This is a genomic window from Bacteroidota bacterium (genome assembly GCA_016213405.1).
Lineage (GTDB): Bacteria > Bacteroidota > Bacteroidia > Palsa-948 > Palsa-948 > Palsa-948.
The window spans coordinates 1-26,942 of sequence record JACRAM010000095.1 but is presented as its reverse complement, the minus strand read 5'-3'; the positions used below and the strand labels follow the sequence as shown (position 1 = coordinate 26,942).

24 protein-coding genes are annotated in these 26,942 nt (G+C 38.4%); 17 read left to right on the top strand and 7 right to left on the bottom strand.

Annotated features, from left to right (window positions below):
• Positions 1 to 24 precede the first annotated feature (24 nt).
• Together HY841_11720 and HY841_11715 are read right to left on the bottom strand one after the other, a co-directional pair.
• Entirely contained in the window at positions 25 to 3,840 is a 3,816-nt protein-coding gene (locus HY841_11720) for a DUF559 domain-containing protein (GenBank protein ID MBI4931425.1), read from the bottom strand.
• A 57-nt stretch (positions 3,841 to 3,897) separates the two neighbouring features.
• Positions 3,898 to 4,551 carry a phosphatase PAP2 family protein gene (locus HY841_11715; protein ID MBI4931424.1) on the bottom strand — a complete coding sequence of 218 codons (654 nt, stop codon included), beginning with the start codon at positions 4,549 to 4,551 and terminating at the stop codon, positions 3,898 to 3,900.
• Positions 4,552 to 4,770: 219 nt separating this feature from the next.
• Here HY841_11715 and HY841_11710 point away from each other — a divergent pair, with 219 nt between their 5' ends.
• From HY841_11710 to HY841_11685, 6 genes are all read left to right on the top strand, one after another.
• Entirely contained in the window at positions 4,771 to 5,205 is a 435-nt protein-coding gene (locus HY841_11710; protein ID MBI4931423.1) for a hypothetical protein, read from the top strand.
• Positions 5,165 to 6,313 carry a hypothetical protein gene (locus HY841_11705; protein ID MBI4931422.1) on the top strand — a complete coding sequence of 383 codons (1,149 nt, stop codon included), beginning with the start codon at positions 5,165 to 5,167 and terminating at the stop codon, positions 6,311 to 6,313. The genes HY841_11710 and HY841_11705 overlap by 41 nt, the downstream gene beginning before the upstream one ends.
• Before the next feature lie 5 nt (positions 6,314 to 6,318).
• On the top strand, positions 6,319 to 7,059 hold the full coding sequence (locus HY841_11700; protein MBI4931421.1) for a hypothetical protein: 741 nt from the start codon (positions 6,319 to 6,321) through the stop codon (positions 7,057 to 7,059).
• Positions 7,060 to 7,221: 162 nt separating this feature from the next.
• Positions 7,222 to 8,661, top strand: coding sequence for a type IV secretory system conjugative DNA transfer family protein (locus HY841_11695; protein MBI4931420.1), 1,440 nt, complete (start codon positions 7,222 to 7,224; stop codon positions 8,659 to 8,661).
• Positions 8,651 to 9,139 carry a hypothetical protein gene (locus tag HY841_11690; GenBank protein ID MBI4931419.1) on the top strand — a complete coding sequence of 163 codons (489 nt, stop codon included), beginning with the start codon at positions 8,651 to 8,653 and terminating at the stop codon, positions 9,137 to 9,139. Before HY841_11695 ends, HY841_11690 begins: the two co-directional genes overlap by 11 nt.
• Positions 9,129 to 9,977, top strand: a complete 849-nt coding sequence (locus HY841_11685; GenBank protein MBI4931418.1) for a relaxase/mobilization nuclease domain-containing protein — start codon at positions 9,129 to 9,131, stop codon at positions 9,975 to 9,977. The genes HY841_11690 and HY841_11685 overlap by 11 nt, the downstream gene beginning before the upstream one ends.
• Positions 9,978 to 10,027: 50 nt before the next feature.
• Here the strand turns inward: HY841_11685 and HY841_11680 are convergent, their stop codons facing one another.
• The 3 genes from HY841_11680 to HY841_11670 form a co-directional block, all read right to left on the bottom strand.
• Entirely contained in the window at positions 10,028 to 10,234 is a 207-nt protein-coding gene (locus tag HY841_11680; GenBank protein MBI4931417.1) for a hypothetical protein, read from the bottom strand.
• Positions 10,235 to 10,237: 3 nt separating this feature from the next.
• Positions 10,238 to 11,833 (bottom strand): hypothetical protein, encoded by a 1,596-nt coding sequence (locus tag HY841_11675; GenBank protein ID MBI4931416.1) that lies wholly within the window; start codon positions 11,831 to 11,833, stop codon positions 10,238 to 10,240.
• Between the two features lie 118 nt (positions 11,834 to 11,951).
• Positions 11,952 to 12,182 (bottom strand): helix-turn-helix transcriptional regulator, encoded by a 231-nt coding sequence (locus tag HY841_11670; GenBank protein MBI4931415.1) that lies wholly within the window; start codon positions 12,180 to 12,182, stop codon positions 11,952 to 11,954.
• A gap of 258 nt (positions 12,183 to 12,440) precedes the next feature.
• On the opposite strand from HY841_11670, the gene HY841_11665 reads away from it, so the two are divergent.
• The 7 genes from HY841_11665 to HY841_11635 all read left to right on the top strand — a co-directional run bounded on the left by HY841_11665 (position 12,441) and on the right by HY841_11635 (position 18,121).
• Positions 12,441 to 12,848 (top strand): hypothetical protein, encoded by a 408-nt coding sequence (locus HY841_11665; GenBank protein ID MBI4931414.1) that lies wholly within the window; start codon positions 12,441 to 12,443, stop codon positions 12,846 to 12,848.
• A complete protein-coding gene (locus tag HY841_11660) occupies positions 12,845 to 13,693 on the top strand; it encodes a hypothetical protein (protein ID MBI4931413.1) in 849 nt (282 codons plus the stop codon). The genes HY841_11665 and HY841_11660 overlap by 4 nt, the downstream gene beginning before the upstream one ends.
• Positions 13,683 to 14,114 carry a hypothetical protein gene (locus tag HY841_11655; protein MBI4931412.1) on the top strand — a complete coding sequence of 144 codons (432 nt, stop codon included), beginning with the start codon at positions 13,683 to 13,685 and terminating at the stop codon, positions 14,112 to 14,114. Before HY841_11660 ends, HY841_11655 begins: the two co-directional genes overlap by 11 nt.
• 102 nt (positions 14,115 to 14,216) lie before the next feature.
• On the top strand, positions 14,217 to 15,206 hold the full coding sequence (locus HY841_11650; GenBank protein MBI4931411.1) for a toxin-antitoxin system YwqK family antitoxin: 990 nt from the start codon (positions 14,217 to 14,219) through the stop codon (positions 15,204 to 15,206).
• A gap of 31 nt (positions 15,207 to 15,237) precedes the next feature.
• The gene (locus tag HY841_11645) at positions 15,238 to 16,392 is read left to right on the top strand and encodes a thioredoxin fold domain-containing protein (GenBank protein ID MBI4931410.1); all 1,155 of its coding nucleotides are present in this window, start codon (positions 15,238 to 15,240) and stop codon (positions 16,390 to 16,392) included.
• 211 nt (positions 16,393 to 16,603) lie between these two features.
• A complete protein-coding gene (locus HY841_11640; protein ID MBI4931409.1) occupies positions 16,604 to 16,936 on the top strand; it encodes a T9SS type A sorting domain-containing protein in 333 nt (110 codons plus the stop codon).
• Positions 16,937 to 16,942: 6 nt separating this feature from the next.
• The gene (locus tag HY841_11635; GenBank protein MBI4931408.1) at positions 16,943 to 18,121 is read left to right on the top strand and encodes a T9SS type A sorting domain-containing protein; all 1,179 of its coding nucleotides are present in this window, start codon (positions 16,943 to 16,945) and stop codon (positions 18,119 to 18,121) included.
• Positions 18,122 to 18,142: 21 nt separating this feature from the next.
• Here the strand turns inward: HY841_11635 and HY841_11630 are convergent, their stop codons facing one another.
• Positions 18,143 to 18,682 (bottom strand): hypothetical protein, encoded by a 540-nt coding sequence (locus HY841_11630; GenBank protein MBI4931407.1) that lies wholly within the window; start codon positions 18,680 to 18,682, stop codon positions 18,143 to 18,145.
• A gap of 204 nt (positions 18,683 to 18,886) precedes the next feature.
• Here HY841_11630 and HY841_11625 point away from each other — a divergent pair, with 204 nt between their 5' ends.
• From HY841_11625 to HY841_11610, 4 genes are read left to right on the top strand one after another with little or no spacing between them, the layout of a single operon-like run.
• Positions 18,887 to 21,094, top strand: a complete 2,208-nt coding sequence (locus HY841_11625; protein MBI4931406.1) for a hypothetical protein — start codon at positions 18,887 to 18,889, stop codon at positions 21,092 to 21,094.
• Positions 21,095 to 21,124: 30 nt separating this feature from the next.
• Positions 21,125 to 24,244, top strand: a complete 3,120-nt coding sequence (locus tag HY841_11620; protein MBI4931405.1) for a T9SS type A sorting domain-containing protein — start codon at positions 21,125 to 21,127, stop codon at positions 24,242 to 24,244.
• Positions 24,245 to 24,268: 24 nt separating this feature from the next.
• Positions 24,269 to 25,891, top strand: a complete 1,623-nt coding sequence (locus HY841_11615; protein MBI4931404.1) for a T9SS type A sorting domain-containing protein — start codon at positions 24,269 to 24,271, stop codon at positions 25,889 to 25,891.
• A gap of 38 nt (positions 25,892 to 25,929) precedes the next feature.
• The gene (locus tag HY841_11610) at positions 25,930 to 26,340 is read left to right on the top strand and encodes a hypothetical protein (GenBank protein MBI4931403.1); all 411 of its coding nucleotides are present in this window, start codon (positions 25,930 to 25,932) and stop codon (positions 26,338 to 26,340) included.
• A 194-nt stretch (positions 26,341 to 26,534) separates the two neighbouring features.
• On the opposite strand, the gene HY841_11605 is transcribed toward HY841_11610, so the two are convergent.
• The gene (locus HY841_11605) at positions 26,535 to 26,822 is read right to left on the bottom strand and encodes a plasmid pRiA4b ORF-3 family protein (protein ID MBI4931402.1); all 288 of its coding nucleotides are present in this window, start codon (positions 26,820 to 26,822) and stop codon (positions 26,535 to 26,537) included.
• Between the last annotated feature and the right edge of the window lie 120 nt (positions 26,823 to 26,942).

Genomic DNA, 26,942 nt, shown 5'->3' with positions numbered 1-26,942 from the left:
ACATCTTAAATAATACGTTAGGCATCACATATTTCTTCTGTATTGCCCGCCAACCTCAAATAATGAATTAGTAATTTGTCCGAGCGAACAATATTTTGCAGCAACCATCAGTTCGGCAAAAATATTTTTGTTCTGCACAGCTGCCAGTTGAAGTTTCTTCAGCGCATCATCAGATTCTTTTGAAAATTTCCTATGAAGATTCTCAATCGTTTTTATCTGCTCTTGCTTTTCTTCTTCTGTTGCTCGTATCACTTCTTTTGGAAGAATGGTGGGTGAACCTTTTGACGAAAGAAAAGTATTTACTCCAATGATCGGAAATTCTCCTGTGTGTTTCAATGTTTCATAATACAAACTCTCCTCTTGAATTTTACTTCGCTGATACATGGTTTCCATTGCTCCCAAAACTCCTCCGCGCTCGGTGATTCTGTCAAATTCTGCACACACAGCATCTTCCACCAGATCAGTCATCTCTTCTATAATGAATGAACCTTGCAGTGGATTTTCATTCTTTGCCAGTCCTAATTCTTTATTGATGATGAGTTGAATCGCCATTGCCCTGCGCACACTTTCTTCTGTCGGAGTAGTGATAGCTTCATCATACGCATTCGTGTGAAGTGAATTGCAGTTGTCGTAAATTGCATAAAGCGCCTGCAGCGTAGTGCGTATATCGTTGAAATCAATTTCCTGCGCGTGCAAACTTCTGCCCGATGTTTGTATGTGATATTTCAGCATCTGCGAACGTTCATCCGCACCGTATTTATATTTCATCGCCTTTGCCCAGATTCTTCGCGCAACCCTTCCTATTACTGCATATTCTGGATCAATTCCGTTCGAGAAAAAGAAAGAAAGATTCGGACCGAAGTCATTGATGTTCATTCCGCGATTCAGATAATATTCCACAAATGTGAAACCATTTGCCAGCGTGAAGGCAAGTTGTGAAATCGGATTCGCTCCTGCTTCTGCTATGTGATAGCCGCTGATGGAAACGGAATAAAAATTTCTTACTTTGTTATTGATAAAATATTCCTGCACATCTCCCATCATTCGCAGCGCGAACTCCGTAGAGAAAATACAGGTGTTCTGCGCCTGATCTTCTTTTAAAATATCTGCCTGCACCGTTCCGCGAACTTGCTTCAGTGTTTCGGTTTTGATTTTTTCATAAACATTTTTCTCAAGAATATTGTCTCCGGTAATTCCAAGCAGCATCAAACCAAGCCCGTCATTACCTTCTGGCATGGGTGCATTGTATTTCGGGCGAATGCATTTTTTTTCTTTGTAGAATTTTTCAATCTTCTTTTTTACTTCTTTTTCCAGTCCATTTTGTTTAATATATATTTCACATTGCTGGTCAATAGCTGCATTCATGAAGAATCCGAGCATCATGGGAGCTGGACCATTGATGGTCATGCTCACAGAAGTTTTAGGGTTGGCAAGATTGAAACCGCTGTACAATTTTTTTGCATCATCCAGACAGCAAATGGAAACTCCGCTGTTGCCGATTTTTCCATAGATGTCCGGACGATAATCAGGGTCATTTCCATAGAGCGTTACGCTGTCAAACGCGGTGGATAATCTTTTCGCTGGCAATCCTTTTGAAACATAATGGAAGCGCTTATTGGTTCTTTCAGGGCATCCTTCACCAGCGAACATTCTTGCAGGGTCTTCGCCTTCGCGCTTGAAAGGGTAAATTCCTGCTGCATAAGGAAATTCTCCGGGCACATTTTCTGCAAGCGACCATCTGAGAATTTCTCCCCACGATTTGAATCTTGGAAGAGAAACTTTCGGAACCTGAGTATGTGATAAACTTTCAGAATGAGTTTTGATTTTAATTTCCTTGTCGCGGACTTTGAAAATGTAGTTTTCGTCTTTATATTTTTTAATTTTCTTCTGCCAATCCTCAATAAGTTTCCAGTTATGAGGATCAAGAGTTTCGAGTGTTACAATAAATTTTTTTGTTAGAGTTTTTAATAACTCCCCTCCTTGTAAAGGATGGGCAGGGGTGGTTGTATTTTCCCATCCATACGCTTGTATAATTCCTTCAATAACAAAATTTGTCTGCTCAAAAATCATTTTGTTTTCAAATCTTAATACTTTTATTCCATAAGTATTAATAAATATTGTTCGCTCATAATCGTAATCCGCTCCAACTGCATTATAATGATGGTTTCCATCAACCTCTATTGCTAATTGTTCTTCCGGACAGAAAAAATCAACTATGTATGGTCCAATGGAATGCTGCCTTCTGAATTTTCTTCCTTTAAGCTTTCTGCCTTGTAATATTGTCCAGAGTTTTGCTTCGGCTGGAGTCAATGCATTTCTTTTTTCTTTGCGAAAAGTTTTTAAAACGGGATGATTCATTAATCCTTTCGAGTATTTTCCTGTAAAATCTCCTCCCCCTTTCAAAGGGGGAGAGCCATGTAATAAATCCGGACCGCCAAACAATAAAATTGTCTGATGCAACACATAAAGTTTTTCTGCAATCTCGCTCTGAGTTCTTACCCATTCATCGTATTTGCGGTTGTTATCTGTTATATCGGAGAGATAGCGTGTGCGTGAAGGAGGAATGATGTAAATCTTCTCGCTCATTTCTTTTGTGATAGCAAATTTTGATATAAACTTTGTACCCTTCCTTTCATTAATCTTGTCAATAACAGATTTGTAGAGTGAATTTGTTCCCGGGTCGTTGAACTGTGATGCGATGGTTCCGAACACAGGAAGTTTTTCGTCAGCAACCTTGAAAATATTTCTGTTGCGTTTGTATTGCTTGCGCACATCACGAAGCGCATCCATTGCACCGCGCTTATCAAATTTATTTATCGCAATCACATCAGCAAAATCAAGCATATCAATTTTTTCAAGCTGCGATGCAGCGCCAAATTCAGGAGTCATAACATAGAGCGAAACATCCGCATGGTCGGTAATTTCCGTATCGCTCTGCCCGATGCCGGATGTTTCTACAATTATCAGATCGAATCCTGCTGCCTTGAGAATATTCACAGCATCATCCGCGTGCTTGCTGATGGCAATGTTGCTTTGGCGTGTGGCAAGCGAACGCATGTAAACATGTTCGTTGAGGATGGCATTCATACGGATTCTGTCTCCCAATAATGCCCCACCGGTTTTTTTCTTCGATGGGTCAATAGAAACAATTCCGATATGTTTGCCCGGAAAGTCAAGAATAAATCTTCTCACCAATTCATCTATGAGAGAGGATTTTCCAGCGCCACCTGTTCCGGTGATTCCAAGAACTGGAGTATTGATGGCAGCGCTTTTCTTTTTTATTTTTGCAAGAATCGGTTTGCTTTCATGAGGAAAATTTTCAGCAGCAGAAATTAATCGCGCAATGTTTTTTTTATCCTTCACCGAAATAGGTGTGAATTCTCCATTCAAATTATTTCCGAATGGATAGTCGCAGGATTTCAAAACATCGTTAATCATTCCCTGCAAACCCATATGGCGTCCGTCATCAGGATGATAAATGCGCGTGATGCCGTACTTCTGCAATTCTTCAATTTCGCTTGGAAGAATTGTTCCGCCTCCGCCTCCGAAAATTTTTATGTGCTCCGCTCCCTTTTTCTTCAGCAAGTCATACATGTATTTAAAATATTCAATATGTCCGCCCTGATACGAAGTCATTGCAATGGCGTGCGCATCTTCCTGAATGGCGCAATCCACCACTTCTTCCACCGCGCGGTCGTGCCCAAGGTGAATCACTTCAGCTCCTGTGCTCTGCATAATCCTTCGCATGATGTTGATGGCGGCATCGTGACCGTCAAACAGCGAAGCGGCAGTAACAATGCGGATTTTATTTTTCGGGTGGTATGGAGTTTCGGTATTCATATATATGAGAAGAGCAAATTTAAGAAAAGTATGTGTAGTGGTGGCAGGGAACGAAAATCACTTACGATTCATCAATGAGTTTTCCATCCATTTTGCATTGGCTGGTCTCTCAGAAAGAAAAACAAATCTGTAAACTGCCAGAGAAGTAATAACGCCAATTAGTGAGCCAGCATAAACATCGTTCAGAAAATGCTGAGAGAGGTACACGCGGGAAAATCCAACAGTGAGAGCAATCGCAAACATCAGGAACTTGAGCATTTTATTTTTCACCACCAATGCAAGACAAAAAAAAGTAGTGAAAGCTGACGTGCTGTGTCCGCTCGGGAAGCTGTTGTAGAGATAATTTTCAAATCCGGGCACAAGGTTTAAAGTATTCATTCCTTCAAAAAATTTTTTTGGTCGCACAACATCATCAAAGATGGAATGCTTAAGCGATTGAGTTATACCCGCTGACAAAATATTACTCCCACCCACCAGAATTGCAAATCGATATTTATAAAGACATAGCAGAAATGTAACTGCAATTACTGTTACAAAATCTCCGAAAAAAGTAATGTATCTGAAAAAATAATCAAGGAATTCTGATCTGTACTGGTTGAGCAGTATATGTGCTTCGGCTTTTGAATGAAGGGAAAGAAAAATTCCTGCAGAAATGAGAAATAACAGGTAAGGAAGAAGAAAGGCAAGGTTCTGCAGAAGGGTTTTTTTCATTCGGAAGGAAGAAGTAGCGAGGGAGGGAGTTGAACCCTCGACCTCAGGGTTATGAATCCTGTATTTGCCTTAATTTATTTGTTTTTATTGTTTTTTCGGGTGCAAATGTATGCAAAACCCTACAATATCCCACCCAGAAATCCCACCCAGTTTGCTTTTGCCTCTCAACTATTCTTTGCAACAATCAATTCATAAATAACAACCCTAAATCAATTCACAATGCAAACATCAAATCAAAAACAACCGAATCGGAAAAGCCCTGCCGAGCAAGTAGTATTCATCGAATACTCCTCTGCTGAAAAAGGGCAGCACTTCATGACCGTCATGGGCAAGGAAAACGGCAGACGAAAAATTGAAGCCAGAATCTTCCGAGCGTTCGATCCTGCGGAAAAGAAAATGAAGTACACCGCCAAAGACCGTGAGGACAAGGAAATCTTCCCCTCGGACTTCAACCTCTACGCTCTGAAGAAAAAATTCATTGACAAGGCGAAAGAGAAAGCGCGGATGATAACCCAATCACTGTCTGAAACACCGATGACCGGAGGTGAAGAACCTGAAAAGGACAAAGTGATTGAAACAATGAAGCGAGAGAGCGAAGTGCAAGAAATCCGCAATGGAAAAACAAAAAGCAAAGGGCAAGAACTATCCCGCTAAACAAAATATGTTCAACCAAAAACCACACAACATGGAAAATAATCATCTGAGCTACACAGGCGGAATTTACGATGCGATATTGGAAAATTATCTGGAAGCGGAACATCAGAAGTTACTTGAGAAAGCCCGCATCAAAGGAAAACATTTCGCCAGGCAGAATCGCCCTGAGTTAAAGGGCGATTCTTTGGAGTCCTACACCAGCGACAGTGTTGCCGGACATAATCGGCTTATCGCCCATGTCAATCAAAAGCTGCAGGCGGAATCAAGCAAGGCGGAAGCCCAGATGCTGATTGCGCTGGCAGATGAAAAGGCAAAAGAACGGACTGAGAAAAGAAAGACCATACAAGCCGAGACACAAAACTTTGAACTGGAAAAAAGCGAAAACGGAGAATCCATGCATCAGATTAGATCCGTTCAGAAAAGCAAAAACTTCAATGTGATTATCGCTTTTATCGGACTGACGGAAATCGCCATTAATGTGGGGGCACTGCAACTCTTGGGAGGAAACTGGCTCACTGCCCTGATTATGTCCATTGGAATAACAGGCGCTTTATTCCTTCTTGCCAAACAACTTGCCAAATACCTGAAGGAAAGCAGCCACGATGGTATGAAAAAGAAATTGGTAAGCATCGGGGCTACTCTGCTTGCCCTCGGAGTGTTTTATATGCTCGCCACGCTTCGGGCAGAACGCCTGAAAGATGTGGCGCACTACAACATTCATCCGATTTGGCTGGTGTTTCTCAATCTCGTTTTCTATATCGTTACCGTGTGGTACATCTACAAAAATACCGTCCCTGCTTCGGAGAAGGAGGAACATGAAAAAAATCTGCGGGAGAAAGAACATTATGAAAACCTGAAACAACAGGATAGGGAACTGGAAGCGGAAATCAAAGCCATCAAAGACGAACTGAACCAAAAGTTAAATATGCTTTTGTATAAACCGGAATACGCAAAGCATCTGACAGAACGCATCAGGCGCTGGTCGGCAGAAGCGGTGGAAGCGTTCAAGTCGAGCAATCTTACGCATCGGCATGACCGCAAGACTCCCGATTGTTTTCTTTCTAACAAGGCACGACCATTCGATAATATACACACCATTAATTTTTAAAACACATGACCACGAAAACACTTGCATCAATTTTAATTACTCTTCTCCTCGCTTCTGCTGCTTTATTTATGTTCCAGAGTTGCAGCAGTAATTATTACGCCATAGATGAAAGTGTGCTGATAGACAAGACAGACAGTTTTCTTGCCAGCCCCGATTCAACCGTCATCAAAAATTTATTTGATGCCAGCAGCGCATTATGGCAGGGATATAGATTCCGCCTGCTTACGTTAAGCGATGTGGATTACAATTCTGTTTACGAAGCCAGTCTCAGTCCCGCCTGCGAATACCTGTCTAATGTTTATGCCAGAGAAGACGAGTCAACCGCTTTCCTCTCCAAAATAGAGAGCGCGTTTGCAAAAGTGAAATCAATCCCGTCAGGCAGAAATTATTCATCGCTCTACCTCCCGATGGCAAAGGAACTCAAGCGCCTTTCAGAAAGTGCCGCCAGGCGCAGAATACTCATCGTGTATTCTGATTTAATGGAAAACACTTCTGCCATTTCATTTTACAAAGCGGATAATCTTCAACTGCTGGAAACTAACCAAGATTCTGTTAAAAAGATTCTTGAAAGCGAAATCCCTCTGCCTGATATAAAAAACATAGAAGTGCATTTCATTTATCAGCCCAAAGACAATAAGGAGAATGAACTTTTCAGGGAAGTGTCGGGATTTTATAAAAAGTGGCTGGAAAACAAAGGAGCGAGAGTGACCATTGAAGCGAACTTAATTTTAAACAACACCAACTAAAACCAAATATCGATGGAAGGAAAGGATATTTTCTGGGGAATACTAAAATTTATAGTAAAGATTTTCCTATGGGCATTATATGGGGTCATGCGTCTTGCCGGAATAGCGCTTCAGCATTTTTCAGAATTGATAAAGAGCATTATCAGCTAACTGTAGACAAAAATGAATCTAATCGAAAAAATATTTGATACGACTATTTCAATAATGGAAGGCGCGCTGAAACTTGGTTTTGAAATGGCTGAGATGGTATTTTCAGGCATTCCGAAAAAGAAAGAAGGATACAAAGCAGAGTTTGCTTCACAGGGTTCGCTGCTTTCATCTAGGCAATATGGTTTTTGTTTGACAGGAGATAAAAATCTTTCAGTAAAAAACTCATATCAGAATGCATTGATTGTGGGCGGCACAGGCGTTGGTAAAAGTTCCATAGTTCTCATCCCAAGTTTATTCACCATGAAGGGCAGTTTTGTAATCCATGACCCTTCGGGCGAGCTATATAATAAATCCGCAGGATACCTGAAAGAAAAAGGATATTTAATCAAGCAACTGAATTTTTCCAATCCGATTGCTTCTTCCGGATTCAATCCTTTGCAGAGAGCCAATACCTCGAGCGAGATAAATAAAGTATCAAGCATGCTTGTGCAGAATGCGCTGGGGGGAAATGGCAATAGCAAAGACCCGTTCTGGCACAATCAGGCAATCTCCTTAATCGCCATGCTGATTACGCTTTTGAAAAAGCAGGATAAACAATATCAGAACTTGTACAACCTGCGCCTGCTGTTAAACGCGATGGGCGGCAATCCCAAACAGATAGACAAACTATTTTCCAAACACGCGGATGAAAATCTATTTACCGAATACAAATCTTTTCTGGCTTACGATGAAAAAGTGATGTCTGGAACCATCGCCAGTTGCAAAGCTGCTTTGCAAACATTCTCCGATGAAGCCATTGCCAGAGTGACAAGCACCGACAGCATTGATATGCAGGAGTTCAGGAATAAGTTAACGGCATTATATATTCAAAACTCCGTTGCTGACCAGAAATATTATTCCACCCTCACCAGTATTTTCACAGAACAATTTTTCTCCCATATTCTTTCAAGGTTCCCGAATGAATCGGAAAATGATGTCTGGTTTCTGATAGACGAATGTTCCTCTCTTATTTTACCCACGCTTCCTCTCGCTGTGGCGAATGTCAGAAAACACCGTTCGGGCATCATGCTCATCGTGCAGGACTTCGCCCAGATAATTCATAATTACGGACGGCATGAAGCCGAGGCGATTAAATCAAACTGTTTTGCCAAAATGTTCTTCACGGGACAATCTTTGGAAACTTCGCGCGAACTGGAGCAAACACTTGGTCGTTTTGAATACGAAAACAAAGAAGGAAAGAAAATTATCCGCGAACTGATGACCAGGGATGAAATACGCACTATGAAGATAAACCGCGCTTTATTGGTTTGCGGGCATCATTCGCCTATACTCGCCCGCCTGAAACCCTACTACCAATCGCGCCTGTTTCGCCTATACAGCGAATTGCCACCCCCGGTGCTACCATCCTGCCTCTCTGACGCTTTACCCGCCTTAACGCTTAATGACAACTGAATCCCATAGGAGAATACGGACAAACACCAGCCTTTGGGCGTATCTTGACTCTGTGGGGATATTGGAAAAGGGAACTAACACGGAAATCAAGCAAGCCAAGAAACAATATTGGAAAAAGTATTTTCTTGAATACAAGCAGAACAGGAGAAAAGACAGACCGGAATATCCCATAGGGCTTTCAAAAAAGAACGGAGAGTATGCAAGAGTAAAGAACGAAGCCAAACGGCATAAACTGACCATGACTTCTTTTCTGAAACAATCCGCGCTGGCGTACATCGGAAAAAGATTTCTCGTGCCTAACAGGGAACAAGTATCAAACATTGAGCAGACGCTCTCGCAAATTCTGAACGAAGTGCATCAAAGAAAAAATCTTCCTTATATAGAAATTGAAAAGAGGATAGAAGCCATAGAAATGAAAGTGGATAAACTGCTGCGTCATCCGCAGGAGATAACAGCCACCATAAACCATGATAGTTAAAATCAAAACACGTAAACGCCCTTCCTTCCGGCAATTGATTGAATATATGATGAAGGATAAGGCGAGACTGTTTGACAAGGACGAGCAGAGTTTTGTCATTGCTCACAATCTGCGAGGGAACAGCATTGACGAATGGGTAAAGCAATTTCAAAAGAACGAAGAATACAGAACAAGAAAAAGAAAAGACAGCGTTATGCTCACGCATGAAATTATTTCTTTTCATAGGGACGAAGAGAATATTTCCCTTGCAAAAATGGAAGATATGGCGAGGGAATACATCCGGCAGAGAAACCCCAACGGCATTTATCTTGCTGTGCCGCATACGGACAAGGAACATTACCACATCCATATCTGCGTTTCCGGTGTGGAATACAAAACAGGGAAGGCGATGCGGATGAGCAAGGAGCAATTTCAAACGCTGAAGAAAAATATTCAGCAGTATCAAAAAGATAAATACCCCGAACTCTCAAAATCCATTGTAAATCACGAAAAACAAAAGGGGAAATCAAAAAATATTTCCGATGCGGAGTATCAAATCAAACAACGTACCGGCAGAGCAAGCATGAAAGAAGAACTGGCGGAGAAAATAAATGAATGCCTTGCCAAAGCGAAATCAATGGATGGGTTTATTCGAATTCTGAAAACAGAAAATATCAGACCGTATGAACGGGGCGGAAGATTTACCGGAGTTTGGTATGAAAATGCCAAGTATAGATTCAGCCGATTGCAAATAGATATGGCTAAGGTTGTGGAGTTAAATAAAACAGTGGAGAGGGAGAGGCAGATTCAGATTATGAGAAGCGGAAGAAAAAATAAATCAAGAGGGATTTCAAAATGATTTATTACGAAATTAAAAACCCCATAATGAAAATACATGGGGTTTTAAATTTAGAATCCGACTATTTCTTTTCCTGCTTCTGTCCAAGAGTTCTGTTCTTTCTCTGCTGCTTCAATTTCAACTTTTTCCATTCTTTTATTGATAGACTCTTCTAAGTCATTCATTTGTTCATCAGTAAAAATTTTAGTTGTGCTTTTAGAAAAATTGTCATCGAATTTTTTTACTTCCTTAAGAGAAGTTTTTTTATTTTTTTTCATTGTTTATGTGGTTTTTAAGTTGCTATTATAGATATTAAAGGGAGAGATTCTAATATCCTTTCCTACGGTAATTTTACCATCATTTGATTTAAAATGCCATCTGTCAGGATATATGATGAACATCAATGCATCAAGGTGGCTTTTACTTGCCTCAGTCGCATCTAAAACAATCATACCAAATGCTTTCTTGTTTTTGCCCTTAAGATTTTTCTTTGACGAAAGTTCTGCGACCCAGACGAATCGTGACATTGTAGTTAATATGATTTTCTTTCTGACATCCTTATTCAAAGTGTCTAATGTTTCTTCAGCAGCTATCTTTCTTTTGAATGAATGACTTGAAGTGAGAAAGAAACGTAAAATAATTTCTTTTTCGGAATGATTATATCCGATACTCTCATCATCATTTACACTTTTGATATTTGAAGATAGGATAGTAAGAATTAACTCTTTTGCTACAAAAGCGTCAAGATATATTTTTTTATGTAATGGTACTACGATGCTACTTATTTGTGCAGTTGAAAATTTTTCATTTAATTTTTTTTCTTCCTCGATGTTGATATTATATTTTGAATTACCGTGTTTATCTTTATAATAATAGTAACAAGGATCATTCAAATATATTAATTGATATGGGGGAAAATTATCATCAATAGTTACATATTTCTTATTGATACATGAACTATCTATAATACTAATTTCTCCAGCAGGAGTTATGATTGGTAATTCCAGTGAGATAGCATTATCAATTTCTTTATCAGAAATTTTCTCGTGACCTATAATTAAATAGGCATGACCTGGACCTGACTGGAATTTTAGTCGCGCAAGGATGGGGATACCCGATTCAACATAAGTATTTATTATTAAATTAAAATCCTTTTTATATTGTGGTTCAGCATAAATCTTTGTTCCCAAACCAAGTTTTTTTAACGTATATGAGATTTGGTTAATTTCTAATCCTTTTGAGGGGATTTGTCTTTCATAAGAAACTCTTCTTAAAATGTTGATAATATCTGATGGCAAAATCGGTTTATATTCAGGATATTTATTTCCAAAATATTCCAAAGTACACCATATACTTGTTTCGGCACATGTCATAGTTTCTCCATCTTGAGATTGGTGTGGGAACCCCCATGTTTTTAAATCAACCCCATTAATCATGGCTTTATAGTTTACAAGACAAGTAGAAAAATGATTTTGTTTTAAAGCAGATGGCGAAAGAACAGTTCTTCCTATAACTTTTGGTTTGGATGGTCGAACGATAATGAATCCCAAAAAATTCCCTTCTTCTTGATGTTCTTTATGATATTTCTTATCAAAAAAATGGTCTTCAGTAATTGGTTTTCTAAACAGTGCTATTCTTATACATTCTCTTTGATAATTTCTTCTTTTTGTAGAAAAATATGTGTAATATGAATCTCTATATACCTTATCTACATATGGAAATTCAACGTATGCATGTATATTAGGGTTAAGATATGATGTTGTATACCTTTTTAACGCTGTAAGTGTTTGTTTTATTGGAAACGTTGTTTCACCCATTAAATCCCGTATAGCATTATCCATTTCTGTAACCGGAACAGTTTTGATTGAAATGTTCATTATACAAATTTGCGGGATTAATTGAAGAACAAATATGGAGAGAATAATATTTTTAACATTTCAATGTTTAAAAATTGGTCAAATGTATAATAAAATACAAATATTAAAGTGAAATATATCAACACTCAAAATCCACCAACTCCTTCACCTGAATGCCCAGTGCTTCAGCAATTGCTGCAAGAGTATCATAGGTTGGATTGATATAACCAAGTTCTAATCTGTAAATTTCTTCTCTGCTCAAACCACTTTCGTAGGCAAGCTGGGCTTGAGAAATATTCTGTTCCTTTCTGGTTTGCCGGATTTTCTTGCCAAGTTTCCTCCAAGCTGGTTTTGTTTTTGATTTTTTCACAGAAACAAAAGTCCATATACTAAAAAAATAAAAGAGCATTATATTGCTCATATTTAAATTCTTCCTACATTTGCCTTATGCTAGCCAAGAAGATATTGATACCACTGCTTGTCACTTCTCTTCTGATTACCTCTTGCTATTCAGAGAAACGGATGGAATATAAGAAAGCGAAGACGGAAGCTACGAACAGAAAAGGGAAGGAAGGACTTCGCCAGGAATAGGATAAGGAAATATCTGAACTCAAGCAATAATGCAACCATGAAAGATAAACAGTACAATTATTTGCTGCATGTTTTATTGCCAGTTCTTATAGGATGCATTATTTATTTTTTTTACAGAAATACTTTTATAACGGAAAGAACCAACATTACATCAGTCCCGAATTGGATAAAATATAATTTGCCGGACGGACTTTGGTTTTATGCCCTTCTTTCAAGTTTAATTTTTATTTGGAATAAAAAATTGTCATTTTATTTCGGGTTATGGTTTCTTTCAACAATTGCCTTAGGTTTTTTATCAGAAATTTTACAAGCACAAAATATTATTCGCGGAACTTTTGATTGGAAAGATTTGCTTACCTATTTTATTGCTACAGCAATTTGTGTTTTTCATTTGCCACATTTTTACAAATCTCTTTTGTTTAATCCTAAAACACCAAAACAATGAAACACATTTATTCAGCATTTACATTTATTATATTTGTAATATTATTTTTCGCTTCGGCTGGACCGCAATCTATTTCAAGAATCTCATCCTCACAGGTTACTTATGAAAAGGTTGATAAAAACACCCCTCCAACGCCTTATGAAGCAAGTTATGCTTTGCCTGTATTTAAATTAATCGGAAATACAACACAAAACCAAACCATTGGAGGCGTAACGATTTTATGCGAGGTAAATTCATTTCAAGCAGTACGCAAAACAACTGAAGAAAAAGAAATAACTACCGCTGACCCCAATAAGCCGGGATATGATATTTATAAAATTACAACTACACCATATTATGATATATCACCCGAACAGGTTGTATTCACTATCAAGGTTGTAAATAATATGGATTTTCCTATAGAGTTCAACAATGTGCCAGTTATTTTTAAAATGGATGGAATAGGTATTTCACTTTCACCTGAATTTAATACTAAATGGAAATCATCAATCGCTGCCGGAGGAGAAACAACGATATTCACAATTCCCGGACCAACAAAAGGGGAAATAGAAAACGCAAAAACCGTTATTCTTCAGATTCAGAATATTCCAACAACATATGATAAGGAAAATGGAAAGCTAAAGAATTTTGAAACTTTTAAATGGTTGTTTGAAATAAAAAAGGAAACCATTACCAAGCAGGAGCAAATTGAATATTCTTATACCGAATCTCCTGTTTATAAAGAAACATGCACTCAATGCGGAAGCAGTGGACAAGTAACAAAACAAATGCAATGCTATAAATGTTCTGGCAACGGGAAATTGGAATATAGAAATTACAATGCAAACGGGGCAGGTGATATCTAAATATATAGACAACTGCGATCAATGTCACGGCAGCGGCACAGTAACCTATAAGGAAAAATGCTCTAACTGCGAAGGGCGAGGCAACATTCCATATCCTAAATCTCAACTGCCTCGTGTAACAAATAGAGTTGATTGGTCGGGGTGGGTAGTGGAAATTCAAACAAAACCGGCAGGAGCAACCATAAATTCAGTTTCTCCAAAATCGGGTCAATATATTTATGCCGGTATAAGTAATAAATCAATAAACTGGTATTCATCAAACACATCCAGTTCAGAATCTTTCCCCATTATATTGGAATATCAAGGGAAAAAGTATAAGGTTTTACCTTATGACACTAAAGGGAACCCTTCTTCTTTAATAAAGGTAAATTTTTTGAGCGCAGGAAGTCCAACAGTAAAAGGAGGAAAGTTTATAAATTAATGAACAATAAAAGAATTAATCAATCAGATAAATTTAAAAGTAAAAATCATTAAAACAAAATTAGTCATAATAATTATTCTTACCATTTCCAGTATTTATGTATTGGCGCAAGATGGATTTTTAAATAAGAATGAGGCAGAAAATAAATTTGAAAATGATTTAAAAGAAGGCAAATGGATGGAATACGAGGACTCAAGTTGGAATGCTGTTGCTAATGAAAATATAGCAGTATATTATCGTTTAGTTATTTATAAAAAAGGGCAACCGTTCGGAATTGTAAGAGATTATTTTAAGAGTGGGCGATTGCAATTTGAAGGAAAAATAATTAATCTTCGAGAAAACGGTAAAGATGTTTTGGATGGAAAATGCAAATGGTATTATGAAGATGGTGGTTTAAAGCAAGAAGGAACATATATTGATAGTTTACCCTGTGGAGGGAAGGGTTATTATAAAAGTGGACAATTAAAATTCGAATTAGCACCATGTGTTAGTAATAAAGCAAACGGCTCTGCAAAAAACTATTATGAAAATGGGAAATTAATGGTCGAAACTCCTTATGTAAATGGCATACCGAATGGGATTGCAAAAGAATATTATGAAAGTGGAAGTTTAAAAGGAGAACAGATGTGGAGTATGGGTAAAAGAGAAGATACTCTTAAATCATATTATAAAAACGGGAGTTTAAAGTTTGAAAGCCCATATAGTAATGGTAAATTGAATGGAATTGTAAAAGAGTATTATGAAAGCGGAAAGTTAAAAGGCGAATATCCTTGGAGTGATGGTAAGCGAAGCGGTATTATTAAAATATATTACGAAAATGGGAACTTAAAGAATACAACTCCTTATTCTGACAACAAGAAAAATGGAACTGTAGAAGAATATTATGAAAACGGAAAATTAAATTGGGAGACTACTTATATTTATGATCAAAAAAATGGAGACGCAAAAGAATATTACGAAAATGGAAAATTAAAATGGGAAGGTGCTTTTAATAATGATAAAAGAAATGGAGTTGCCAAAACTTATTATGAAAACGGCAAGTTATATAAAACAATCTATTATATTGATGGTGTAATTCAGGATGAAAAATGAAAAGGCAAACCAATAATTAATCAACTAAACAATGAAGATATATCTGCTTCTCATATTCTTCACATTCATTTCTTTTTCTGTCAGCGCCCAAGCAAAAGAAGAACCCAAGGGCATACGTTTTGAAACAGGAACTTTCGCGGAAATCCTTGCCAAAGCAAAAAAAGAAAATAAGCTCGTCATGGTGGACGCATTCACCAGCTGGTGCGGTCCATGCAAGCAGATGGTAAAGAATGTTTTTCCGAATGATACCGTTGCCGAGTTTTATAATAAAAATTTCATCAATGCGGAATTTGACATGGAGAAAGGAGAGGGAATCGAGCTGGCGAAAAAATACGAAGTCGGCTGTTACCCCACTTTTCTTTTCATTGACGGAAATGGAGAACTGGTTCACAGAGTGAGCAGTTCCATGTCTGCAAAGGGCTTTGTGCAACTTGGCGCTGATGCCATGAATCCCGAAAAGCAATTCACGTCTTGCAAGAAAAAATATGATTCGGGCAATACTTCTTCTGCGGATATGATTCAATACATAACCATGCTTTCCATGGCCTGTATGCCCGTTAAAGAGGAACTGGCAAAATATTTCAGCACACAGAAGGAAGAAGAACTCACCAACAGGCAGAACTGGACTATGCTCATGTGTTTTACAAGCGAAACGGATTCTAAAGAATTTCAATATCTCATTGCCCATCAAACCGACTTTGAAAAACTATACACCGCGGATTCTGTAAACATGAAGATAGAGCAGGTATGTATTTACTCCTTGTTCAGCTTCCTCTACAAGAAAGAGCCAGATATTGAAGGATACAAAAAAATGAAAGAGCAGATAGTGAAAATGAACCTTCCGTCATCGGAGAAAATTGTTTCAAGGGCGGACATGGGATTTTATGCGGCAACAAAAGACTGGACGAGCTATGCGAAAAGGGCAGTCGTTTACATTGATAAATACGCGAAAGAAGATTACGGACTGCTGAATAACGTAGCGTGGAATTTCAGTGAGCATGTGAGCGACAAAATTCTGCTTGCTAAAGCGGAGGAGTGGATAAAACATTCGGTGGAACTGCATCCCGAGTATTTCAACTATGACACCTATGCTGCTGTGCTTTACAAGCTCGGCAAAAAAGAAGAAGCAAAGGCGGCAGCCGAGAAACTGCACTGCGCAATATGCGTCCACACGCTGGCAAGATGATGTTTGGTTTTCAATAACTCCGAGCAATAGCAATCCTCTTACAATTACGGTTCATCCGACATCAAATTCTTCAGGCTTTGATCCTGATGTTTTTATTTACACTTATGATTGCGTTCCAGCAACACCAACATTTACGCAACAATATTGTGGTTGTAATATAGGCTGGATAGATGACCAAATAACATTTACACCAGTTGCCTTAACTCCATATTTGATTAGAGTATTTAGTTATGGTACATCCGTTACAAACGAAGGAAATTTTACAATTTGTGTAGTCGACCCACTAGTTGGTATTGTTGAATCTACAAATACAAATAATATTAATATTTATCCCAATCCATCTTCGGGAACATTCACCATTGAAACCACAGAGCAGGAATCTGAACTTATTATTCTCAATACGCTCGGAGAAATAATTCTCTCTCAAAAAATTCAGAATGGAAAAACTGAAATTGATTTAAGCAATCAACCTAACGGAATTTATTTCCTCCATCTAACATCCGAAAATGGAACGACAACAAAAAAACTTAGTATTCAAAAATAATACACGATGAAAACATTTTACAAATTTCTTCTCATTTCATCATTTCTTTTTCCTTACCCCTCTTTTACCCAAGGCACATGGACGCAAAAATCTGACTTTGGCGGAACAAGGCAAAGCGCCATTGCCTTCTCCATCGGCAACAAAGGATATATCGGAACAGGATACGATGGCGGATACACAGGCGATTTCTGGGAATGGGATCAGATAACAAACGTCTGGACGCAACAGGCAAATTTCAGCGGCACAGCAAGAACGCAGGCGACAGGTTTTTCCATAGGAACAAAGGGATATATCGGCACAGGCAATGACGGAATATTGAAACAGGATTTTTGGGAGTATGACCCCGCGACCAATTTATGGACGCAGAAAAACAGCTTTCCCGGAGGCGCAAGAAGAGATGCTGTCGGTTTCTCCATCGGCACAAAGGGATATATAGGGGCAGGTTATGACGGAGCGTATCTTCTGGACTTTTGGGAGTATGACCCTGTTTCTGACGCTTGGACTCCAAAAGCCGGCTTCACCGGCACAGCCAGACATGCGGCAGTCGGTTTTTCCATCGGCACGAAAGGATATGTGGGAACAGGAGGCGGAGCGGCACCGACAAATGATTTTTGGGAATGGGATCAGTCAAACAACACATGGACTCAGAAAGCCAGTTTGGGCGGAACGGCAAGATTTCGCGCGATGGGTTTTTCCATTGGCGCGAAGGGATATATTGGGTTGGGAAGCGATGGGAACAATGCGAGTTACAAGGATTTTTGGGAATGGAATCAGGCAGGCAATGCGTGGACTCAAAAAACAAACTTTGTCGGAACGGCAAGAAGCGGAGCCGTAAGTTTCTCTATCGGTAACAAAGGATTTGCAGGAACGGGCTATGACAGCACCGGCAACTTCAAAAAAGATTTTTGGGAATACGACCCTGCCGGTATTGGCATTAACGAATTAAATAATCAAATCAATATTTCTGTTCGTCCCAATCCTTCAACTGGAAAATTCATCCTTGATTCTGAAATTACTAAAGGAGATATTTCTATTTATCACATTACAGGAGAAAAAATCCTCTCTCAAAAAACGCAGAACGGAAAATCCGAAATTGATTTAAGCGCACAGCCGGACGGGATTTATTTCTTGCAACTCAAAACTGAACAGGGGAGTGCGGTGGAGAAAATTGTTATTGATAAATAAAATCCAAACACAAAGCGTGTATTAATTCTCAGTTATTTTTTTAAAAAGTTTCAACAAGTTCTTTATTCCTTCATATTCATCAGGACCCGAACTATCAAAAGTAACCTTATGAATTTTACCTGCATAATTAATCTCAATCCATTCAGAGGTTCCGTCATCGCCTCCCGGATTTCCAATTTTTTCTGGCATAGCAAAAAAAGAACTTATATCAATTGAGCTTATTAACATATCCCACTGAGTTTGTATTGTTCGCGCGGTGTCAGTTTTTATCGGATAATTTTTTTCTGCCCGCAAAGATTTACTTACAGTAACCGTATTGATTGAATCAATGCTGGATTCATGAAAACAATAGCCAGCGCACTTTCCCTCACTTGTGCCGTGTTTTGCATAATAAACCGAACCCTGATTACTTTGGGGAGAAGATTGAATTTCTTTGGTTATGTCTTTTGGGGGCGTTTTTTTGGTTTTTTGGAAGAGGTTAAATGTATCCGTCTTGTTTCTCTGAGAGAATGAAAGAAGTGATACGGAAATAAAAAGAACAAAAAATAAAATACGCTTCATAAAACAAAGATATATAATTCAGATAGGAGAGAAAGGTTTTTGTAGTACAAATCACTACATGAGCGAAGGCTGATACGCAGAAACTCTGATAAGGTTTCAACATTTTAATAACTCCCAAAGTTCTGAATGTTGGAAAAATATTTCCATAAAACATTTGGAGAATTCATCCCAAATCTTTTTCTTTGAACTCTAATTCCATTTTACATGAAAAAAGTTTTACTCCCGCTAGCTGCCATTTTTGTTTCCATCATCTCCCACTCTCAGAGCGGTGAGAAATGGTCGTTTGGCTTGAATTCACCCAGCGGAACTGCTGCTTTCGGCACAAGCAACCTCTTTCCGGTCATTATAAAGACCAACGGCACGGAATGGATGAGGGTAACGCCTGCGGGCAATGTGGGAATCGGCACAAGCAGTCCGGTTTATAAATTAGACATTGCAGGAAAAATGCATTCAAGAGGCAACGCTTATTTTGACAGCTTACTCACCGCCTTCACCGTTCAATGCGATGCCCTGTATGTACAAAACGATGCGGTAATAAAAGGTAGTGCGCACATTAATAAAGATGCGCACATAGTCGGTGTGCTGACAGTAGGAAGTAATGTGGTTCCCTGCCCCAAATGCGGACCCGGCAGCGGTGGCAGCGGCACCATTGTTATTGACGGAATAAAAGGAAGCATTATTTCTTCATCAGGCAAAATTGATTTTGATGCCAACGAGCTAAAAACAACCGGGAGAACCATCAGCGATTTTGCAACCATCAATAAACAACTGTCAGCAGGGAATATTACAATTCAAACCGGCAACAGTGGCGCTGGCAGCATTGTTTCTTCATCGGGTAAAATTGACTTTGACGGCAACGACCTCAATACCACAGGCACTGTCAACAGCAGCAATATTTCTTCTTTGCAAACATCGGTAGGCAATCAGCAAACTCAGATTTCAAACCTCAGTTCCCGTGTTGATTCAATAAATGCTTCGCAATGGATTACCAATCAAGATTCAAGTATCTCCTTTCCGGGAACTGTATTTGTAAAAAATCTCAACGCGGAAAATAGCATCTCAATCGCGAATTTCCGGTTCAGCAATGGAGGAGCAATCCCTCAGCCCATCATAAGAGATTCCATCCGCACACCCAATCAACTGGTGCTGGCATCAGGAGCGGAAAAAATCATGTTCGATGCCGACAGTGTGATGATGGGAAACACCGCGAGGGTGGGCAACGGACAGTTAAGCGTTGCGGGCAACATCACCGCCAGCGGAGATATTTCTTCCAACACCCTAACCACAGGCAGCATCGTAACCTCCCAGTTAATCATTGACACCCTTCACGCCATCAGCCGTGTAGCCGTAAATCATTCCCTCATGATTGAAAAACAAACTGCAAAAAGTTATGCCGAAGTTTCCACCACCGATACTGCCGTTGCGCTTGTGTTGCAAAAAGACAGTGCGGGCAAAGGGGTGGGCATCGGAATCACCCCTTCCGCAGGTGAACGTCTTTCGGTTTTAGGAAATGTAGGAGTTAGCGGGAAGTTGCGCTTGACAAATTTAGCAGGCAACGGGGACAGAGTTCTTGCAGTGGATTCAAATGGCGTGTTGAAAGATTTCCCAAATTCATGTTTCGGTTTAAATGCGTTTTGGAAAACAGATGGAAATATTGTTCCTGCGAATTGCAATCCGTTTATCGGAACAACCAATAATTTCGCGCTTAATTTTCGCACAGCAAATCTTCCGAGAATGACAATAACAGCAGCAGGAAATGTAGGCATTGGCACAACTACTCCAGGAATAAATATGAGCCTTGAAGTTCAGGGAAGTGTTTCAATTTATGATGGAAATGGAAATACTTCTTTATTTTTTGGACGCGAACAAACTTCCCTGCAGAACCAAATAGCCGCTGACTATGGTGAATGGGGAATTCAATATTGGTCAGCGAGTTCCAATGGAAGTAGTTTGGGAGGGCTTAATTTTTGGAAACCATCTGGCAGTGATGCAGGATATGGTAATCATGTAGGAGGTTCTGTAAATGCTTTTTTATTTCTTGGAGATGACGGAAACATAGGTATGGGAGTAGATCCCTCAAAAATTGACCCTCAATATAAACTTTCAGTAAATGGCGCCATAAGGACAACGAAAGTAGTAGTTGAAATCGGATGGAATGACTGGGTTTTTAATAGTAACCATAAACTCCAGCCATTCACCGAAAGGATGAATGATATTTTTACAAACCAACGCATGCCCGATATGCAGAGCGAACAAGAAGTAGTTGCAAATGGCGCTGATTTAGGAAAAAACCTAAGCGGGCTGCAAAGAAACACTGAAGAAATTTATCTCTACATGAACCAGATGTACAATATCATTCAGCAACAACAGAAAACGATTGAGCAACTGAAACTTGAAATTGAAAAAAAATAATTCGAGAAATAGTAAAATAAAAAAGTGTACATGAAAAAGCAATATTATCTTCTACTGTTGTTCTTGTTTGTTTTAAATATCTTCTATGCTCAAAATATTAATCCTATCTGGAAATTTGTTGGTCCGAAAGCAGAAAATGAAATACCGAGCAATCGGTTCAGGTCAGGACAAATAGATGATATTACAGTTGAGCCGGGAAATCCCAATCATATTATTGCAAGCAGTTTTTTCGCAGGTATTTGGGAAACCAATAATTATAATCCCAATATACCAAGTGCCGATTGGCATATTTTACCGGGCTTTGATAATTATCTTCCGGATGGTATGGGCGCAAATGGTGTCAGTGCAGTGGCATTCAGAAACACCAACGAATTATATGCTGCTAATTTTTTTGAAGCAGGTGGAAATAATTTTTACTCTAATGCCGTTTTAAAATATGATTTTAATACAACACAATGGTTTACCACCGGAATTCTTCCTTTTTATAATTCTAAAGATGTTGTTATAAATAAAATTGTTTTTTTCCCAAACAACCTGAATACCATTTTTCTCTGTACAAGTTCAGGTCTCGTTGAAAGCACCAATGCAGGCGTGTCATGGTTTCAGGCTCCGGCATCTTCTCCTATTACAGGCAATATACATGATATACTATTTATTCAAAAATCTAACGGGACAGATTATTTCTGGTACGTTGCGGGCTGCACTGTTGCCACTAAAGATCTTATAGGCGGTTCAATGGGCAATGCTCTTCTGATGGAATCTACAGACGATGGGGCTAATTTTTATAATGTATCCCTACCATATATGAATCAAATGAGCAGTCAATTCAATTCTTATGCAGGTATTTGTTTAGGAGATCAAACTCTTTCCGGAGGGGACAGAGATATTTATATCTCTACTGCTGTAAATTTAAGTGATCCTTCTGTTCCTGATCCTGCTCAAAATTCTTCATGGCCGTGTTACCCCAATTGCCCTCCAGCTGATCCATGGGAATATGCTCAGCGCCAATTTCATAAACTTACAAAAAATATTACCAGTGGTTTAATAACCAATCCTTACCAAACAATTATACCTAATACAGATAATGATTACTACTATAACAGTCCGGCTCGGCTTGTTATTGGTTATGACGCAACAACGAAGCATGTTTTGACAGGTGGAGTAGATCTGCATGATTTCAATTTAACAACAAACAACCCAATTTTTATAGGAAGCATACATGATGATTATCATGGCATATATATTAATACATCTATTAGTCCGAATCAAATATTTTTTGCTTGCGATGGAGGGTTTGCTTCACTTTCTTTTCTATCCCCTTTATACAGTGTTAAGAGATTAAATAATGGATTAGATATTTCCCTGCTAAATGGTTTTTCAGGTGCAAGTGAACTTCATCCCATTACACATGGTAATATTTATGTATATGGTCAGCAGGATGAACCAATTTCTGACCTTTATGATGATTATACCGGAAAAGTTATTCAGCATGGCGCAGGGGAGAATGATGGAGCTTTAATAGACAAGTTTAACAACAATTTAATTATTACTGATGCTTCCGGCTTTAACGCAGGATATTACCTGACAACTGGCGGGTCTGCAGGTTTTACTTCTTCGTCTTATAAATATATGTATAACCCGGCTTCAACCCCAAACCGTTATTTACAACCCGGAACTCCTATGCTTCAAGATAAAAATTTGCAAGGTTTTGGACGGCATCCATTTTTTCAGGATCCATTCAGGCCAGGGCGTATTTACAATACCCTAAAAGGCAATGGCATTTCTCAGTACGATCCTATTTCAAAGAGTTTCGTACTTAAAGTAAATTTATCAGAATATGTTTCGTTTTTTACCAATTCAGCTCCAAACTATACTTCCAGTAACTTCGGTACAGTTAATACAAACGATATCCATTTTATCGGATGGCAAGCCCAACCGCTTGGAATGTCGTTCTCTCAGATTGATAAAAATATTATGTACATAGTAAGTTCAAATAATTCCGGTGATGCCCCAAAATTCGCATCTCAGGTAATAAAATATATTGGAAGTAATTTGGATGAAGGTTGTTGGGGCGATGGCTATGGCAATGGTTATTATCTGAGTAATAATACGGATTTGAGCACTGGTAATCCACAATGGCAACTCATTACTCCTGCATGGAGCAATTTAGTACCCGGAATACAACCCGCAGATATTTATCATATTGGATTGACAAATGTTGAAACAAGCAATTGGGATAAAAATAAAATTTATGTTTCATGCGCTCTCGATATTCCCAATTCATCTATGATAACGCCTGTTTACAATAAAGTGATAAAGTATGACGGAACTTCATGGAGCGATTATAGCGGCACTAACATACCTTCCGATGAAAATGTTACGGCAATGATTATGGATCACGCAAGCAATGATGGCATATATATATCAACCGAAAAAGGAGTGTATTACCGCGAACCGGGCATGAGTGACTGGGTTTCCTATAATATGGGTGTACCCAATAAAGTTTTACCTTTTATCAGAAGCACTCAAATGGAAATAAATTACAGGGAAAATACAGTTCGTGCCGGAACGTATGGCAGAGGCATTTGGAAGTCAGACCTTGTTTGCCCTTCCACTTCCAATCTTGTAATTCCTTCAGGCACTGTAAGCGGCTATAAAGAAGCAGATGATATTAGTACAACAAATGGAAATGTCAATACAACACCCACAGCGTCCACAGGCTCGACAGTATTCAGAGGAACAAATTCAGTTACGCTTGAACCGGGTTTCACGGCAGATGCGACAACAGGTACAAATTATTTCACTGCATTCATTCATGGTTGTTCAGGCGGCTCAACAAGTTCCTATAATTACTTCAGAACAAATTCCGATTCTTCTCAAACAAGTGCCATTAAAAATACAGACATAAATATTCAGGATAAAAAATTAATTGTTTATCCAAATCCGACTGCTGCCAAATTTTCATTTAGAATTTTAGGAGATGAGCCAAATCAAGTTCTCATCTATAATAGTTTTGGACAGATTATATTGAATCAATTAATTGAATCTGAACAAAAGGAAATAGATTTTACGCATCAACCGGAAGGAATTTACTTTATAAAAGTATTATCTGCGGATAATACCTATACTACTAAAATTATTAAGAGGTAATTTTGTATATTTGCATATATAAAAATGAAAATAAAATTACTTTTTACATTTACTGCAATTTCACTTTTTTCTTCTTTGTCTTTTGCCCAATCGCCCAACTGGCTTTGGGCAAAAAGCGCGGGCGGTAATGCTAATGATAAAGCTTTATCAATTGCTGCCGATACTCAAGGAAATACTTACGTAACCGGATATTTTTATAGCTCTTCAATTTCATTTGGAACGACAACATTGATTAATCGGGGAATGTTTCTTACTAAATATAATTCTTCGGGCAATGTAATTTGGGCAAAAGATGCTGTGCAAAAAAATAAAAATTATTTAAGTGGTGGATATGCTGTTGCCTTAGATAATTCGAGAAATATTTATGTAGCTGGGCAATTTTATGATACTATAACATTTGGTACAATTACATTAACCCAGCCAGGTATCTTTATAGTAAAATATGATTCTTTAGGAAATATATTATGGGCAAAGGACACAAAGGGAGGAGGTGGGCTTGCAGCAACTGCTATTGTAACAGACAATTTTGGAAATTTCTTTGTAGCAGGAAATTTTATTGATACTCTTGTCATCGCTTCTGATACATTAATACATACACTTGCCAGTTCTAAGTTCATTGCCAAATATGATACAGCAGGTAATCCTATTTGGGCAAAAGGCATATACACATCCGGATATTCAGATTTATCTGTGGCTGCAGATAAATTCGGAAACGTTTGTATAGCCGGAGACTTTGGAACAGGAACTCTCACTATAGGTACTTATACATTAACCAATCAGGGCAATCAAGATATATTCGCTGCAAAATTTAATCCCGCAGGCAATGTGTTATGGGCAAAAAGCTATGGAAATTTTGGCGATGATGAAGGCACTTCGATTGCAACAGATACCTTAGGTAATATTTCTATATCAGGATTCTTTGATAGCCCATTTATTGCATTTGGTTCAACTACTTTGTGGACTGGAGGAAATAATATTTTTATTGTAAAAAACGATGGCGCAGGCAATACGCTTTGGGCAAAAGGCGCTCATGGAAATAATACAATACGAGCGCCTTCTATAAAAGCAGATAAATCCGGCAATGCTTATGTGGCAGGATATTTCTCTTCTTCTTCTATAATTTTTGATGCAACCGATTCATTGATAAATAAAGGAATGTTTCTCGCAAAATATGATCCCAACGGCAATTTCAAATGGGGGAGAGACGCTTTAGGAGGAAGTAGAGCAACCGCTGTTACGGTAGATGCTTTTGCAAATCCTTATGTAGCGGGATATTTTAGTTCCGACAGTATTACTTTTGATTCGTCTGTTCTTTTAAATGATACTACTTCTTCCTTTGATATTTTTGTTGCGACAATTGATGCCTTAACCGGAATAGAAGATTTTGCAAAACCAAATAAAAATGGCAGCATTTTTATTTATCCTAATCCTTCCAATGGAAAGTTTACAATTCAGAATGATGAATTGCTTGTGGAAAATTATAATTTAGAAATTTACAATATAATAGGAGCAAAAATTTATTCAATATCTATCAGTAATCAATCAAATTATAAAATAGATATTTCTTCCCAACCCAAAGGAATTTATTTTGTTAAAATAAAAACAGCAGATGGAATAATTGCGAAGAAAATCATACTGATCAAATAAATGAGCAGGAAGTCTTCTGCAGATAACTTGTCATCAAAATGAAAAAAGTTTTTCTTATGCTGATGGCAGCTGCAACAATTGCTACTATCGGATGCAAAAAATATCCTGACGGACCCGTGATGAGTTTAAGTTCCAAAAAAGGAAGAGTGGCGAACACTTGGAAGTTCGAAAAAGTATTTGAGGTTGCATCAGGAGCAGAGTACACACCCTATTATAGCGATCAATACATTGAATTTAAAAAAGAGGGTACTTATATCTGGACTTATGGTTTATCATCCTACGTAGGCACATGGGTTTTTGCTTCTGATAACGCAGACATTGTTCTTACAAGAAATGGCAAAAGCACTTCTGATGCTTATCATATCAGAAAGTTAAAAGGAAAAGAATTTTGGTTTAGAGACGATGTTAGTCCAGGTTTTTCAGTAGAGTTTCACTTAGCTCCCAGATAAAATCTACATCTAAAAAGTAGTAGTAATACTATAACTTCTGTATTTTATTAGGGGGCACGGGGGAAACTTCCCCCGCAAGATTGCGTTTGCCATTGTACATTTGGACAAGGCAAACGCAATCTTGCTACGTGTCTGCAATAAGTCCTGTGAACGAGAGCAGTTTAATGTTTTCGGGAAGGGAATTGAGATGTCCTTTAACCGAGTCCGTTAGATTCCTTGATGTATTCATCAAGTTTTGACAACGCTTCATTGACCGATTCCATGTCAAAATACTGCGCGTCATACTTATCACCGAGCCATTCAAGCATTTCTTTTTTCTCCGGATGTTTCTTGCTTTTTATGATTTCAAGCATCCGGTAAAAGCCGGGGATTCCGCCACAATCCTCAGGCGGACAGTTTAATTTTCCATCTATGCAAAGCGGGTATTGCATGCCTTCTTCTTTCGGTAGAAATTTTTCAACGAGATTCTGTGTTATCTCCAAATTTTTTTTGAAGATTTTTATATACTATTTCACTATTTAAAACTTTTCTATTTTTGCCCTTGCAAGACCAATTTAATTTCTTGCCTTAGAGCAAACAGAGCGGACAAGATCCAGCTCGTG